15 protein-coding genes are annotated in these 14,324 nt (G+C 69.1%); 6 read left to right on the forward strand and 9 right to left on the reverse strand.

All coding sequences use genetic code 11. The annotated features are described in order from the left end of the window. From ACYVD1_RS18705 to ACYVD1_RS18715, 3 genes are all read left to right on the forward strand, one after another. Positions 1–416: MDR/zinc-dependent alcohol dehydrogenase-like family protein (locus ACYVD1_RS18705; RefSeq protein WP_460774281.1), on the forward strand; the 416-nt coding region annotated here is incomplete at its 5' end. Between the two features lie 85 nt (positions 417–501). Beyond that, on the forward strand, positions 502–1,995 hold the full coding sequence (locus tag ACYVD1_RS18710) for a xylulokinase (RefSeq protein WP_460774285.1): 1,494 nt from the start codon (positions 502–504) through the stop codon (positions 1,993–1,995). Positions 1,996–2,127: 132 nt separating this feature from the next. After that, complete coding sequence (locus tag ACYVD1_RS18715) at positions 2,128–2,919, forward strand: SAM-dependent methyltransferase (protein ID WP_460774288.1); 792 nt, start codon at positions 2,128–2,130, stop codon at positions 2,917–2,919. Positions 2,920–2,990: 71 nt separating this feature from the next. On the opposite strand, the gene ACYVD1_RS18720 is transcribed toward ACYVD1_RS18715, so the two are convergent. From ACYVD1_RS18720 to ACYVD1_RS18750, 7 genes are all read right to left on the reverse strand, one after another. Then, a complete protein-coding gene (locus ACYVD1_RS18720; RefSeq protein WP_460774290.1) occupies positions 2,991–3,806 on the reverse strand; it encodes a carbon-nitrogen hydrolase family protein in 816 nt (271 codons plus the stop codon). A 28-nt stretch (positions 3,807–3,834) separates the two neighbouring features. Then, the gene (locus tag ACYVD1_RS18725; protein ID WP_460774293.1) at positions 3,835–4,692 is read right to left on the reverse strand and encodes an ABC transporter permease; all 858 of its coding nucleotides are present in this window, start codon (positions 4,690–4,692) and stop codon (positions 3,835–3,837) included. Between the two features lie 18 nt (positions 4,693–4,710). After that, positions 4,711–5,598, reverse strand: coding sequence for an ABC transporter permease (locus ACYVD1_RS18730; protein WP_460774296.1), 888 nt, complete (start codon positions 5,596–5,598; stop codon positions 4,711–4,713). A 10-nt stretch (positions 5,599–5,608) separates the two neighbouring features. Further along, the gene (locus ACYVD1_RS18735; RefSeq protein WP_460774301.1) at positions 5,609–6,283 is read right to left on the reverse strand and encodes an RraA family protein; all 675 of its coding nucleotides are present in this window, start codon (positions 6,281–6,283) and stop codon (positions 5,609–5,611) included. Positions 6,284–6,445: 162 nt separating this feature from the next. Then, the gene (locus tag ACYVD1_RS18740) at positions 6,446–7,615 is read right to left on the reverse strand and encodes an ABC transporter ATP-binding protein (protein WP_460774305.1); all 1,170 of its coding nucleotides are present in this window, start codon (positions 7,613–7,615) and stop codon (positions 6,446–6,448) included. A gap of 1 nt (position 7,616) precedes the next feature. Continuing rightward, positions 7,617–8,705: an ABC transporter substrate-binding protein gene (locus ACYVD1_RS18745; RefSeq protein ID WP_460774308.1), complete on the reverse strand. Its 1,089-nt coding sequence runs from the start codon at positions 8,703–8,705 to the stop codon at positions 7,617–7,619. A gap of 22 nt (positions 8,706–8,727) precedes the next feature. Further along, a complete protein-coding gene (locus tag ACYVD1_RS18750; RefSeq protein WP_460774312.1) occupies positions 8,728–9,432 on the reverse strand; it encodes a GntR family transcriptional regulator in 705 nt (234 codons plus the stop codon). A gap of 186 nt (positions 9,433–9,618) precedes the next feature. Here ACYVD1_RS18750 and ACYVD1_RS18755 point away from each other — a divergent pair, with 186 nt between their 5' ends. The 3 genes from ACYVD1_RS18755 to ACYVD1_RS18765 all read left to right on the forward strand — a co-directional run bounded on the left by ACYVD1_RS18755 (position 9,619) and on the right by ACYVD1_RS18765 (position 12,584). Then, a complete protein-coding gene (locus ACYVD1_RS18755; RefSeq protein ID WP_460774314.1) occupies positions 9,619–10,422 on the forward strand; it encodes an SAM-dependent methyltransferase in 804 nt (267 codons plus the stop codon). 127 nt (positions 10,423–10,549) lie between these two features. Next, positions 10,550–11,782: an NAD(P)H-binding protein gene (locus tag ACYVD1_RS18760; protein ID WP_460774317.1), complete on the forward strand. Its 1,233-nt coding sequence runs from the start codon at positions 10,550–10,552 to the stop codon at positions 11,780–11,782. A gap of 118 nt (positions 11,783–11,900) precedes the next feature. Then, a complete protein-coding gene (locus ACYVD1_RS18765) occupies positions 11,901–12,584 on the forward strand; it encodes a TetR/AcrR family transcriptional regulator (protein WP_460774321.1) in 684 nt (227 codons plus the stop codon). A gap of 75 nt (positions 12,585–12,659) precedes the next feature. On the opposite strand, the gene ACYVD1_RS18770 is transcribed toward ACYVD1_RS18765, so the two are convergent. Both ACYVD1_RS18770 and ACYVD1_RS18775 read right to left on the reverse strand, forming a co-directional pair. Further along, the gene (locus ACYVD1_RS18770; RefSeq protein ID WP_460774324.1) at positions 12,660–13,088 is read right to left on the reverse strand and encodes a DoxX family protein; all 429 of its coding nucleotides are present in this window, start codon (positions 13,086–13,088) and stop codon (positions 12,660–12,662) included. 180 nt (positions 13,089–13,268) lie between these two features. Further along, on the reverse strand, positions 13,269–13,949 hold the full coding sequence (locus tag ACYVD1_RS18775) for a glycoside hydrolase family 11 protein (protein WP_460774326.1): 681 nt from the start codon (positions 13,947–13,949) through the stop codon (positions 13,269–13,271). Positions 13,950–14,324: the final 375 nt, after the last annotated feature.

The following is a 14,324-nucleotide window of genomic DNA, read 5'->3' on the forward strand; positions in this document are numbered from 1 at the left end:
GCGACCTCGGCGCGGACGCCGTGGCCGATCCGGTCGGCGATGCCGAGCGGCTCGCCGAGGTCCTGGGCGGACGGCCCCGCGTCGCCGTGGTCACCCCGCCGGGCACAGCGCCCCTGTCCTGGGCTCTGGAACGCGTGGCGGCGGGCGGGGCCGTGCACGCCTTCGCGGGTACACCAGGGGGCGCCGACCTCGACGCCAACCTCGTCCACTACCGCCATCTGACCGTGGTGGGAAGCACCGGATCGACCCTCGCCGACTACCGCGAGGCGGTACGGGCGGTCACAGACGGCCTCGACCTGCGCCGGCTTCCGCACGCCCGCCACCCGCTGGCAGATGTGCCGGACCTGCTGGCCGCCGGAAGCGAGCGGCGCGTGACCGTCGCCCCCGGCGAACCGGCGCGGGACCGTGCCACGTGAGCCCGCACCACCGCGAACACCGAACCGGTCGGCCACCACCGACCTGGCCACCGACCCCGTCCACCCCAACACATCGGAGTGCACCGTGCCCGTATTCGTCGGGTGTGATCTCGGTACCCTGGGAACCAAAGCAGCTGTCGTCGACGAACAAGGCGCCATCCTCGGTGAGGCGTTCGAGGAGGTACAGCTGCGCTACCCCCGGCCCGGCCTGGTCGAGCAGGACCTGAACGACATCGAGGGCTCCGCGCAGCGCACCATCGCCGCCGCCCTCACCGCGGCCGGGAACGTCGGCCGGACCGACGGGGTGGCGTTCTCCGGGCAGATGGCCGGCATCGCCGCGGTCACCGCCGACTTCACCCCCGCAACCCACTACGACTCGTGGCTGGACACCCGCTGCGCCGACGAGATCCTGTCCATGGGCCGACACGCCGCCCGGGTGGTCGAACTCTCCGGCTGCCCACCGACCTACTCGCACGGCCCGAAGATACTGTGGTGGCAGCGCCACCGCCCGGACCGCTTCGCCGACATCGCCCGGTTCGTGGTGCCCAGCGCCTACGTCGCCGGACGCATGACCGGGCTACCGGGGGCCGACGCCTACGTCGACGACACCCACCTGCACTTCTCCAACCTCGCCGACACCGCGCGGGGACGGTGGTCGGCCGAACTCGTCGACCTGTTCGGCGCGGACGCGGAAAAGCTGCCCCGCGTCGTCGCGCCCACCTCGGTCATCGGCGAGGTCACCAGTAAGGCGGCCGCGGCCACCGGTCTGACACCGGGCACACCGGTGGCCGCCGGGGCGGGCGACACCGCGGCGGCGGCGCTCGGCGCCGGAGTGGTCCACCCGGGCCAGGCCTTCGACCTTGCCGGGACCGCGAGTGTCTTCGGCGTGTGCGTCGACGGCTTCCACCCCGACACCGAGCACCACACCATGATGACCATGCGCTCGGTCGTACCCGGGTCGTTCGTCGCGCTGGCCTTCATCAACGGCGGCGGGCTGGCGCTGCGCTGGTTCCGCGACGAGGTCGCCGCCGCCGGCGGAGCGGTGCCCGCCTACGCCGACCTCGACGACCGGGCCGAGCAGGTGGCCGCCGGAGCCGACGGGCTGCTGTGGTACCCGCACGTGCAGGGCCGCGTCCTGCCCCCCGAACCGAACGTGCGCGGCGCCTGGATCGGACTGACCTCCGGGCACACGACGGCGCACCTGTACCGTGCGCTGTTGGAGGGGGTGGCCTACGAATACGCGGCCTGGGCGCGGCTGGTGAAGGAGAGCACGGGCTCACCGGTGACCGAGGCCCGCGCGGTGGGCGGCGGGGCGCGGTCGGGACTGTGGAACAGGATCAAGGCGGACGTCGTGAACGCGACCTGGCGGCCGGCCCGGCGCCAGGAGTGCGGCGTGCTCGGGGACGCGCTCATCGCCGCCGCGGCGACGGGGCACGTCACCGACATCGGCCGCACGGCCCAGGAGTGGCAGTCCACCGGTGCCCCGGTACGCCCCGACCCCGCCAACGCGCGGGTCTACGCCCAGGGCCTGGACACCTACCGGTTGCTGGCCGAGCGCCTGCGCCCGGTGTTCGGCTGATCCGCCCGGACCGGCCGCGGATTCCTCCCACCGGCTGCCTCAGGCCCTGTCCGGCGGGGCTTGCGGCTTGCCCGAGACCGGAGGGAACGCAAGAATACGGACACACGCTCCCCAAGCGAAGAGGCACCCCCTATGGCTCAGGAACTCCCCGAGATCGACACCACCAAGGCCCACTCGGCCCGGGTGTGGAACTACTGGCAGGGAGGCAAGGACAACTATCCGGTGGACCGCGAGGTCGGCGACTACGTCCTCCAGGCCTACCCCGAGATGGTCAGCGCAGCCCGAGCCGACCGGCAGTTCCTCATCCGGGCCGTCACCCACCTGGCCGAGCGGGAGGGCGTCCGCCAGTTCCTGGACATCGGTACCGGGTTGCCCACCCACAACAACACCCACGAGGTCGCCCACGCCGTGGCCCCCGAGGCACGCGTGGTCTACGTCGACAACGACCCCATGGTGTTGGCCCACGCCCGGGCCCTGTTGACCGGCGACGGACTGAGCCAGGTGCACTACGTCGACGCCGACCTGCACCAGCCCGACGCGGTCCTGTCCGCCGCCCGCGAGCACCTGGACTTCTCGAAGCCGATCGCCCTCACCATCCTGGGCACCATGGGGCACACCCCCGACAACGAGCAGGCCTACGCTGCGGTGCGGGCCTACGTGGACGAGCTGCCCGAGGGGAGCTTCCTGGCCATGTGCGACGGCTCGGCGACCAGCGAGCCGATGATCGAGGCCGCCCGCCGCTGGAACGAGACCGCGGCGATTCCCTACCACCTGCGCACCCCCAAGGAGATCGCGGGTTTCTTCGACGGGTTGGAGCTGTTGGAACCCGGCGTGGTCTCCGCTCCGTTCTGGCGCCCGGAGCAGGCCGAGGTGGGGGCGGTCACCGAGGCCGACCAGTACTGCGGTGTGGCGTACAAGCCGTGACCAGCGCGCCGCAGGGGCGGGCACCCGGCGCGGGCCCCTCACCGGGGCCGCACCGGGGACGGGCAGGAGACTCAGCCGGCGGCTGGAACGGCGGAGCCGTAGCCGACGGAGAACTTCCGGTTGGCCAGACTCGGGTTCTTGGCCCGGACCTCCTTGACGCGCTCCGGGTGCAGGACCGCGGACACCACACCGGGACTCTCGCCGGCGGAGGCCACCAGGTGGCCCATCGGGTCGATGACGGCGCTCCGTCCGGTGCAGGTGGGCCCGGTCTGGCCGCTGGCCAGGACGTAGACGGTGTTCTCGATCGCCCGGGCACGCGTGAGCGTCGTCCAGTGGTCCTCCTTGGCAGGCCCCACAGCCCACGCCGCCGGGACGATCAGCGCCTGCGCGCCCGCGTCGACCAGGAAGCGGGCCATCTCGGGAAAGCGGACGTCGTAGCAGGTCATGACCCCGAAGGTGACCCCGCCCAGGGTGAACGTCACCGCCTCCGGCGTGTGTGCCCTGATCCGGTCCGACTCCCGGTAACCGAAGGCGTCGTAGAGGTGGACCTTGTGATAGGCACCTTGGAGGGAGCCGTTCGGGTCGACGACGAAGACGGTGTTCGAAGGCCGGCCCCCGGCGGCGCCCTGGGCCTCCGTCATGCCGACGACGACCGTGATGCCGCTCGCTCTGGCCTGCCGTGCGATCGCTGTCGCGAAGGGGCCGTCGATGCTCTCCGCCGCTCCTTCGGCGTCGGCGTCGACATCGGGATCGGACCACATCGCGTTCTCGGGCAGGACGACCAGGGATGACCCCTGCTGCGCGGCCTGCTCGATCAGGTCGGTGGCCGCGCTGATGTTGGCTGCCTTGTCCGTGGTCGCGTTGAACTGTCCGACGGTGACGATCATGACGGGTCTCCCTGTGGGTTGGCTGGCTTCAGCGCAGGGCTCTCTTGAGCCCGAGAAGGCGCTCGATGAGGACGACGAAGACGATGGAGATACAGATGACGACCACGGAGATCGCGGCGATCTGGGGATCCGTCCGCTGCTCCACGTACCGGAAGATCTCCACCGGCAGCGTGGTCGCCTCCGGACCCACGACGAACAGCGCGATCACCGCCTCGTCGAAGGAGATGATGAAGGCGATCGCCGCGCCCGCGAGGATCCCCGGCGCGGCCAAGGGGAGCGTGATCCTGCGGAAGGTCGTCCACGAGTCCGCTCCCAGGACCCTGGCCGCCTCCTCACACGACATGTCCGCGGAGGAGAGCGCGATCATCGTGGTCCGGATGACGTAGGGGATCGTGATGGCCAGGTGGGAGATCACCAGCCCCGGATAGCTCCCGGTGAGGCCGAACGGTGTCAGCGCGAGCAGGAGCGCCAGGCCCAGGACGACCGTCGGAACCAGGAGCGGCGCCAGGAAGAGGCCCGAGACCAGGTTGTTCCCGCGGAACCGGTGGCGCGCCAGCGCGAGTGACGCGGGTACCCCGATCAGGGTCGCGACCAGCGCGGTGCAAGCGCCCACGATGAGGCTGACCTGCAGCCCCCGCATGAAGTTCTGGTTGTCCGCCAGCGCCGCGTACCACTCGAGTGTGAACCCCTCCGGTGGGAACCCGAGATAGGTCTGGGTGTCGAAGGAGATGACGAAGACGACGATCACCGGCGCGAGGAGGAACAGGTACAGCAGGAAGATGACCGCTCGCCACACGGTGCGGGGGATCCACAGCGGAATCCGCCGGGGCCTCGGCGGGACGGCTCGTTCTCTGGGGCGATCGGGTGTGATCGCGGTATCCGACATGTGTCTTCACCTGCTCCCTCAGTGCTCGAAGCGCCGGACTACGCGAAGGTAGATACTGATCAGCAGCGAGAACACCGCCAGAAGGATCATGGACATGGCCGCCGCCATCGGCCAGTTGAGCGTCTGCATGGCGTGGGAGTAGATCTCGGTCGCCAGCACGAAGACCCGTCCGCCGCCCATGAGCGACGGTGTGACGAACGAGCTGATGGCCAGCACGAACACCAGGAGCCCGGCGGTGAGGACCGCGGGCAGCGACAGCGGGAACGTGATCCGCCAGAAGGTCTGCCAGCGGTTCGCTCCGAGGGACCCGGCAGCCTGCTCCAGGTCCACGGAGATACTGCCGAAGCCCGCGACCATGACCAGGATGGCGTAGGGCATCAGGATCTCCACCAGCGCGATCACCACACCCGTGAAGTTGTTCGACAGCTGCAGGTGCGTACTCGTCAGGCCGGTTCCCAGAAGGAACTGGTTCACCACCCCGTCGTTGCCCAGGAGCACCATCCACCCGTAGGTCCGGACCACCTGACTGGTCAGCAGGGGCGCGACGGCCAGGGCCAGCAGCAGCCCGCGGAACCTCGACGGTGTCCTGACCAGGAACAGGGCCACGGGATAGGCGAGGACCAGGGTCAGCACGGTGACGAGTACGCCCATGTACAGCGTGTTGAACGTGACCTGCCACGTGAAACTGTCGGTCAGTGCGGCGACATAGGTGTCCAGGGTGACGGTCTCGACGATGGCTCCGGCCGCCCCGCCCTCGTTCAGGGACATGCGGGCCACCCACAGCAGCGGGATGACGAAGGAGATCGCCAGACCGAACAGTCCGGGCAGGAGCAGCACCAACGGCATGGAGGCGCGCGGGCGGGAGCGCCTCGGGCGCACATCCTCGATGGTGTCGGCGAGCGCCATGACCGGCTCCTCAGGTCGTGATATCGAGTTTGGCGAGCAGGGCGTCCGCGGCGGACAGGGCCGGGAGCTTCTCCCCGGCGTGGATGCGGCGCAGGAGTTCCGGCTCGTTCGCGTCCGAGGACCTGGCGGCGTCGAGCACGGACCGCAGCTGCTCCGGATCGGCGATGATGAGCCCGTTGTCGTCGCCGATGACGATGTCACCGGGGCGCACGGCGACACCGCCGCAGGAGACGGGTACGTTGATGCCCCCCGCGTTGATGCCGTGCAGTTTGGTGGTCAGCACGGAGGTGCCCTTCGCGTAGACCTTGAGCTTGGTCTCGGCGAGCGCCTCGCGGTCGGTGCAGACCCCGTCGACGACCACGCCGTGCGCCCCCGACGCGCTCACGGCGTTGCCCACCACCCCGCCGACCGGTGCGTGCAGCTCGTCCCCGCCGGTGTCCACCACCATCACGTCTCCCGGGCCCAGCAGCGAGGTCGCCTTGTGCACGAGCGTCGAGTCCGTGGCGGTGATGCGCACGGTGACGGCGCGCCCCACGAGCATCCCGCTGCCGGCTTGCCGGGAGATCCGGGAGTCACAGAATCCCTCCTCCAGGAAGTGGCCCAGCGTGGGCGGATCGATGTCTGCTACGGCCTCCGCCAGGCCTGTCGGTAGCTCAGGGGCGGAGGTGTTGATGACGATGGGCACGGTGCACGTTCCTTTCGTTGGGCACTTGCGCCGAGAACGGTTCTCGCGCAGGGTTCGCGGGTGCGGAGGCCTCGGCGTTCTCGTACCGGACTGTGTCCGGGGAGCTGTTCCGGTACCGGGCACGCGGATACTGCTGGCTTGGCGCCCCGGCCGGGGGAGGCGTCAGTGGTTGACGGCCGCTCCGAGGTCCAGGGAGGCGTCGTCGGCCCCTTCGCCGAGGATCAGTGCGTCGAGCGGGTCCCACACGACGTCCACCTCGGCTCCGTTCGCGAAGGTGCTCCCGCCGATCCCGGTCAGGGACTCGGCGGTGATCTCACGGTCGCCGACGGCGATGGTGTAGGAGAGGATCTCGCCCCGGTAGGAGCGGTCGGTGACCCGCCCGCGCAGGTGGCTTCCCTCTCCCGAAGCCGGTTCGGAGGTCGCGGCCACGTGGTGCGGGCGGACGAGCACGGTGACGCTCTGACCGGGCGTGAGTCCCGACACCCGGGGGTGCGTGGCCCGTACGGACCCCACCCCGGGCACGTCCACGGTGGCGGTCTGTGAGGCCCGCTCGGTGATCTTGCCGGTCAGCAGGTTGGCCCGGCCGATGAAGTCGGCGACGAAGCGGTTGGCGGGCCGCTCGTAGATCTGCTCGGGCGAACCCACCTGCTCGACCTTGCCCTCGCTCATCACGGCGATCACGTCGGCCATCGAGAGCGCCTCGTCCTGGTCGTGCGTGACGAACACCGTGGTCACGCCCAACCGGTGGACGATCGAGCGGATCTCACTGCGCATCGCGTCCCGGAGCTTGGCGTCCAGGTTCGACAGCGGCTCGTCCAGCAGCAGCGCCGCCGGTTCGACGACCAGGGCCCGGGCGAGGGCGACGCGCTGCTGCTGACCGCCGGAGAGCTCCCTGACCCGGCGGTTGCCGAGGTGTCCGAGCTGCACCATGTCCAAGGCGTTCCGCACGCGCTCCAAGCGCTCCGGTTTGGGAATCTTGCGCATCTCCAACCCGAAGGCCACGTTGCGGGAGACGTCCAGGTGCGGGAACAGGGCGTAGGACTGAAAGACCATGCCCATGCCCCGGCGGTGGACCGGCACCTCGGTGACGTCGGCGCCGTTGACCTCGACCCGGCCGCTCGTGGCCTGGATGAGCCCGGCGATCATCCGGAGCATGGTGGTCTTGCCGCATCCGGACGGACCGAGCAGGGCGAGCAGCTTGCCCCGCTCCAGGGAGAGGGACACGTTGTCGACCGCGGGGACCGACTGCCCGGGGTAGGTCTTGGTCAGGTCTGCCAGGCGCAGGTGGTCCGCGCGCTGTTCGTGGGTGTCACCGTTGGTCGCTGGACCCATCTCAGCCTCCGAGGATTTCGCGGCGCCACACTTCGGTCCACTCTTCGTTGTGCTCGGCGATGTAGTTCCAGTCCACCTCGATCGCCCGCTCCACGCGCTCGGGTGTCTCGGCCGTACGCTCCGCCACGTCCTCGGACAGCTGGACCTCTTCGTTGGTCGGCGCGTAGTACATGGCCTCGCTGAACGACTGCTGTGCCTCGGGGCTCAGGGCGTAGTCGATGAAGGTCTGTGCCGCCAGGGGCGACTCCGACTCACTCACCAGGTTGATGGAGTTGGTCTGGGCGAGGCTGCCCTCTTCGGGCGTGACGACGCCCAGGTTCGAGTCAGGCTCCTCGGAGAAGTACTGGCCGCGCGCGTTCCAACCGATGCCGATGCTTCCCGTGCCGTCGTTGACCATGGTGTAGGCGTCCGGGCTCGGGGTCCACGACTGCACGGCCGGCGCGAGTTCGGCCAGCCGGGAGATACCGGGGTCGATGGTCTCCTGGTAGTCGGCGCCCTCGAGTTCGCTGAGGAGCACCATGAGGCCGATGCCCTGCAGGTCCGGGGCCGCCTCGATGACCACGTCGCCGCTGTACTCCTCGTTCCAGAGTTCGTCCCAGGAGGTCGGCTCCTGGTCGAGCTCCTCTTGGTTGTAGATGAGCACGAGGTTGTCGTTGGTGACCGGCGGGCCGAAGTTCCCCTCGATCTCCGATTCGGACTCCCCGATGTCCTCCATATTGGGGACCAGCTCGGGGTCGAGCTCCTCGAAGATCCCCTCGTCGTTCGCGGTGTTGGCGATGGAGATGTCGAAGATGGCGACGTCGTTGGTGGGGTTGGACTGTTCGCTGCGCAGGGTGCCGAGCATTTCCGCGGCCGAGGCGCCGGGCACGTAGTCCACCTCGATGTCGGGGTACTCCTCCATGAAGGGCTCGATGACGGCCTCGGTGTAGTTGTCCTCCACAACGCCCGAGTAGCCCAGGACAGTGATCTGGCCGCTGGTGCTGGAGTCCTCGACCTCCTCCTGTGTTCCGCACGAGGAGAGGATCAGTACTGACAGGCTCGCCGTCGCCGCGCAGGTGTACGGCAAGGACGGCGTTCGCTTCTTGTGCATGACGAATGGATTCCTTTGATCCCTACCCGTCGAAGGGCAGATCGCGCGAGAGTTGGCTGCTGCTCGTCGGGAGCGCGGAGAGTCCGTCCAGGTGGAGGCTGATCTGGCGTTCGTAGGACGTGCGGATGTGGTGGCGCACGGCCTGCTCGGTCCTGTCCGGGTCGCCCGCGTAGAGCGCGTTGATCAGGTCCTCGTGGTGCTGGGCGACGGTCGCCAGGCCGCTGCGCTCGTGGGCGACGTACCAGAGGCGGAGGGAACTGCAGTTGAGCCGGTCGACGGCCTCGGTGAGGAACTTGTTGTTGGATCCCCGGGTGATGGCGATGTGCAGGGCGTGGTCGGCTTCGATGCTTTCGTACACGTCGCCCTCCTCCGTCGCGTGCTGCAACTCCTCGAAGCGCTCCTGGACCATCCGGTGCTGATCGGGTGTGGCACGGGAGGCGGCCAGCACCGCTGCCGGAACCTCCATGACCATGCGGGATTCGTAGAGCCTGTGGACGTCTTCGAGGGACAGGCTGCTGACGTAGGGCGTCCGGTGGGCGGGCCAGCGGATGAACTGCTCCTGGGCGAGGCGCTTGAGTGATTCCCGGATCGGTGTGCGCCCGACCTCGATGATCGCGACGAATTCGGATTCCTCGATGGGCTGGCCAGCCGGAACCTTCCCGGTGACGATCATCTGTCGAAGCACCCGGTAGGCGTAGTCCGCCTTGGTCCTCGAGCCACCCGCCATGCCGTCCTGCCCTCACGTCTCGATGTACTTTGAATATATTGAGTGTGTATCGAGGTGAAGGCGTGTGTCAACAGTCACACCATGGGATTTGGGGGGTTCGAGTCCCATCGGTGGACCGTGGGGGAGCTTCGAAGCCCGTGTGCCTAGGATTGCGGGCGTACGGACAGCGCTGACAAGGAGCACTTGATGTCACCCGCGGATCCCCCCGCCGACCGCCGGATAGATACCGGTGTCCTCCACTCCGCGCGGGTGTGGAACTACTGGCTTGGCGGCAAGGACAACTATCCGGCCGACCGTTCGGTGGGAGACCAGGTCAAAGAGGTCTTCCCCGACATCGTCGAGATCGCCCGCCTCCAGCGGGCCTTCCTGGGGCGCGCCGTCACCTACCTCGCGGGGGAGGCGGGCATCCGGCAGTTCCTCGACGTCGGCACGGGCCTGCCCACCGCCGACAACACGCACGAGGTGGCCCAGCGGGTGGCGCCCGACGCGCGCGTGGTGTACGTGGACAACGACCCCTTGGTGCTCACACACGGGCGGGCTCTGCTGACCAGTACTTCTGAGGGCGTGACCGACTACGTGGACGCCGACCTCCGCGACCCTCAGCGGCTGCTGGCGGAGGCCCGGCGGACCCTGGACTTCGGTCGGCCGGTGGCGCTGATCCTGATGGGGATCCTGGGGCACCTGCCCGACCACGAGTCCGCGCGCCGGATCGTCACCGAGCTCATGGCCGCGCTGCCGTCCGGCAGTTACCTCGCGCTGGCCGACGGCACCGACACCGACCAGTCCGCCGTTGAAGCGCACCGGCAGTACAACGAGAATGCTCCGCTGCCCTACAACCTGCGCGCCCCGGAGGAGATCCGGGCGTTCTTCGACGGCCTGGAGCCGGTCGAGCCGGGCATCGTGGCCTGCACCCGCTGGCGCCCGGAGCCCGTGGACGTGGGCGCTGTCCGCGACATCGCGGAGCTGTGCGCGGTGGCCCGCAAGCCCTGATGCTGCCTGTCGGGTTGGGCTCACCGCTCCGGGGGTTGACCTCAACTAATGTTTAGGTCGCATGCTGGTGAGTCACCCCGGCACACCGCACCGGTGCCGGACGACCACGTCTCGGACGGAGCACACCATGACACGGCAAGACACGATCCTGGTCACCGGAGCCACCGGCAACGTCGGCCGCCACCTCGTCCCCGAACTGCACACGAGCGGCGCCCGGGTCCGCGTCCTCACACGCACCCCCGAGACCGCGAACGCACCCGCCGGGGTCGAGGTATTCGGCGGTGACCTCTCCGCACCCGAAACCCTCCAGCCCGCGCTCGAGGGCGTGGACACCGTCTTCCTCCTCTGGCCCTGGTACTCCGCCGACGGAGCCGACGAGGCCGTGAAGGTCATCGCCCGGCACGCGCGGCGCGTCGTCTACTTCTCCTCCCTCTCGGTCACCGACGACGCCACCCCCGAGGAGAACGGCGTGTGGGGCCAGATCGAGGCACTGATCCAGGCCTCCGGCCTGGAATGGACCTTCCTGCGCGTGGGCGGACTCGCCGCCAACGCCTTCCAGTGGGCCGACCAGATCCGCTTGGACGGCGTGGTCCGGGCCCCCTTCGGCCGAGCCGGACGCACCCTGATCCACGAACGGGACGTCGGGGAGGTGGCAGCGCGGGTACTGGCAGAGCAGGGACACCTCGGCGCCGTGTACGACATCACCGGTCCCGAGGTCCTCACCCAGGCCGAACAGGTGCGCGTGATCGGGGAGGCGGTCGGACGCCCGGTGCGCTGGGAGGAGCAGCCGGTGACGGAGGCCCGGGAGGAGACCCTCGCCGCCATCGGTGACGAGGCCTTCGTCGACGTGGCACTGCGCTACTGGGAGACCCTGGTCGAGAACCCCGAACCGGTCCGGCCGGGGGTCCGGCAGGTGACCGGGAACCCGGGGCGCACCTTCCGTTCATGGGTGGACGACCACGTGGACGAATTCCGCCCCCTCACGACCGCGCAGCTCGCCTACCGCTACAAGGCAGCCTTCGAAGGCGAGGCGGAGATCGGGGACGCCCTGCGCCTCATGGCGCCGGAGATGGTGCGGGTGGCACCGCTCGAGACCGGCGGCGCACCCGTCGAAGTGCGCGGGACCGACGACATCCTGGCCAACGCCGAGAGGCTGGGGGCGGACTACGAGTTCCACGCCGTGCACATCGAGGGCCCGTTCCTGGCCGAGAACCAGTTCGCCCTGCGCTTCACCTTCGACGAGACCCACCTGCCGACCGGTGTGCGCGGCACGACCACCAAGATCAGCCTCCTCACCGTGCGGGACGGCAGCCTCGTGCGCGAGGAGGTGCACTACTTCGACGAACCGCAGGCCACGTGAGGGTCACTGTCCGCTGCCTTGCGGGAGTACCGCTCCGGTGTGCCGACCACCGATACTGCGACTACTGTTCCCGGATGAGGATGGGTGGCGCATCCGGAGGGAAGTGACGGAGGGTTCTGTGGCCGACGAGCCGGTGACCGTGTGGGAACGCCGCCGACGAGGAGAGCGGGGGCCGGCGCCCGAACGCGACCGCGACCAGATCACGGGGGTCGCCGTCACCCTGGCGGACGAGGGCGGCCTGGCGTCCGTGTCGATGCGCCAGGTGGCGTCGCGGCTCGGCACGGGCCCCTCGTCCCTCTACCGCTACGTCGCCACCCGGGCCGAACTCCTGGACCTGATGGCGGACAGCGTCGCCGCGGAGATCGACGTGACCGTACCGCTCAGTGGCGACCCGGTAGCAGACCTGACCGGCTTCGCTCGACGGTCCAAGGCCGTGCACCTCGCCCACCCCTGGTTGCTGGACCTGCCCCCGGAACCCGGCCGGATCGGCCCCAGGGGTGCCGACCTCGTCGAGTACGCGCTCCAGGCGATGGCCCCCACAACGCTGTCGCAGCGGGCCCGGCTGGAGACCTTCGGGCTGCTGAACGGCCTGGTGACCCTGTTCGCCCGGACCGAGATCGACCGGCGGAACTCACCCACCGACCGGCAGGCCGCACACGCCGCCTTTCTCGCGAAGACGGCCGCGGACGGTCGGCACCCGTTCCTGGCCGAAGCCGTGGCCGTGGCACAGGAACCGGACGACGAGCCCGACGCCGTCTTCGAGCGCATGATCCGCGGCGTCCTCACCGGGCTGGTGCGTTGACACGCACAGGGGAGAGACGAAGGTCCCCGCCCCACAAGGGGTCGGGTCTCCTCGGAGGCGAACCAACCCACCGGTTCAGCGACGACTCCCGCTCAACCAGCTGAAGAGCGCGACGGTCCGGTCCCAGCGGCCCCAGGCGATGAAGGCGAACAGGACGATGAGGATGACCGGGGTGAACCAGACCCCGGCGCCGATTACGGTGACCTCGTAGACGAAGGCGCCCACCATCAGGGCGATGAAGGCGAGGGCGGTGAACCCGGAGAGCAGCGGGATCAGCAGGCCGATGGCACCGGCCAGCTCCAGCGCGCCGATGAGGTACATGAACCAGTCCCCGTAGCCGATCGCGTCGAAGGTCGGCTCCGCGGACGGGTGGGCGATCAGTTTGGGCAGGGCGCTCGCCCCGGCGAAGAACACCGCGAGCAGGACCTGCAGTACCCACAGGGTGATGTTGAGGCCCCGCCCGGGGCCAGCGGTGGCGGTACGGGGCACTTGCTGCCTGGTCATGGTCGGCTCCAGAATCAGGGGTGGGCTGTTTCCCTGGACTGACTCGGAGCGGCGGGGAGAATCATCGGTCGGGGCTGTCGCACACGTGTGGCGCGGCGGCTGTGCGCCGCCGCGCCACGGGCGAGGTGTTCTGTATGCCGGGTCAGATGCTCCGGAGGGGAGCCGTCGGCCGTAGTGGAGTTATCCGCTCACGGTCAGGTCGGAGCTCCCGCTGCTTTCGTAGCCCTCGGTCGCGAGGATCATGTAATGGCTGAAGCTGCCCAGTTCCAAGCCGGCGTCGGTCCACGCGTCGAAGTGGTTGCCGCTGGTGATGGTGCCGCCCGTGCGCGGCGACTGGCGGACGCTCCAGTACTGGGGGAAGGTCGCGTCACCCTCGACGGACGGAGCGTCGTAGCGCATCGTGCGGTACATGTCGTACGTACCGCCGTCGCTCTCCATCGTGCCCATGTCGTCCCCTTCGGGGCGGTAGGTGCCGAAGTTGTCGACGACGTAGTACTCCACGAGCGGGTCGGACGTCCAACCGTAGAGGCACAGGTAGCCGTTGCCGGACGGGCTGAAGCTGCCGGAGTAGTTGACGCTCCTACGGCCGCCGGTGCTCCAGCCCTTGCCGCAGACGAAGTTTCCGGTGTCGGTCCAGGAGGTGCTGTAGCTGCCGCCGGAGCCCAGGGTCATCGAGACCGAGCCGCCGCCGTCGGTCCAGAACGAGTAGAAGAAGCCGTCGTGGGTGCCGGTCTCGTTCTCGGTGAGGGTCTGGGCGTGGGCGGTACCGGGCAGCATCAGCATGGGTGTGACCAGCGCCAACGTGCTGGCGCCGCCGATGAGGGTTCTGCGGCTGATGGAGTGGGCGGGGGTGTGTTCCATGGACTTGTCTCCTCCATGCGGGGCCTGGTGGGGGCCAGGCGGCGTGGCACGCTCAGGAGCCCGCGGGTGGCCGGGGGAGCGGTCACCCGCGGGTCGGTGTTGTGCGACGCGGCGGGGTAGGCGGGTTGCCGTGGAGGACCATCGTTGAGCGTTCCCATCATGTTGTCAATAATTTCCGGAATATTTTCGGAAAATTAACCGCCATTAAGTGAAGATCTGCGCAGTTCAGTGCGTTTTCCGGTCGCGAGTGGGTGACACAAAGGTCGGTTTCGATGAAAGTAGCTGGCCTAGTCCAGTTCAGGATTCCGAAAAGTTTCGGCCTGCGGTCGGTTCGGAGCCACGCTGGATGACGGCCTCGCGCTGCGGAGTGCATGG

Source organism: Nocardiopsis nanhaiensis (assembly GCF_054778635.1).

What these genes read in the sequence shown, in the direction of transcription:
- ACYVD1_RS18715 (WP_460774288.1), top strand. Translation starts at nt 2,128, where the DNA reads ATGGCTCAGGAACTCCCCGAGATCGACACCACCAAGGCCCACTCGGCC.
- ACYVD1_RS18720 (WP_460774290.1), bottom strand. Translation starts at nt 3,806, where the DNA reads ATGATCGTCACCGTCGGACAGTTCAACGCGACCACGGACAAGGCAGCC.
- ACYVD1_RS18725 (WP_460774293.1), bottom strand. Translation starts at nt 4,692, where the DNA reads ATGTCGGATACCGCGATCACACCCGATCGCCCCAGAGAACGAGCCGTC.
- ACYVD1_RS18730 (WP_460774296.1), bottom strand. Translation starts at nt 5,598, where the DNA reads ATGGCGCTCGCCGACACCATCGAGGATGTGCGCCCGAGGCGCTCCCGC.
- ACYVD1_RS18740 (WP_460774305.1), bottom strand. Translation starts at nt 7,615, where the DNA reads ATGGGTCCAGCGACCAACGGTGACACCCACGAACAGCGCGCGGACCAC.
- ACYVD1_RS18745 (WP_460774308.1), bottom strand. Translation starts at nt 8,705, where the DNA reads ATGCACAAGAAGCGAACGCCGTCCTTGCCGTACACCTGCGCGGCGACG.
- ACYVD1_RS18750 (WP_460774312.1), bottom strand. Translation starts at nt 9,432, where the DNA reads ATGGCGGGTGGCTCGAGGACCAAGGCGGACTACGCCTACCGGGTGCTT.
- ACYVD1_RS18755 (WP_460774314.1), top strand. Translation starts at nt 9,619, where the DNA reads ATGTCACCCGCGGATCCCCCCGCCGACCGCCGGATAGATACCGGTGTC.
- ACYVD1_RS18760 (WP_460774317.1), top strand. Translation starts at nt 10,550, where the DNA reads ATGACACGGCAAGACACGATCCTGGTCACCGGAGCCACCGGCAACGTC.
- ACYVD1_RS18770 (WP_460774324.1), bottom strand. Translation starts at nt 13,088, where the DNA reads ATGACCAGGCAGCAAGTGCCCCGTACCGCCACCGCTGGCCCCGGGCGG.
- ACYVD1_RS18775 (WP_460774326.1), bottom strand. Translation starts at nt 13,949, where the DNA reads ATGGAACACACCCCCGCCCACTCCATCAGCCGCAGAACCCTCATCGGC.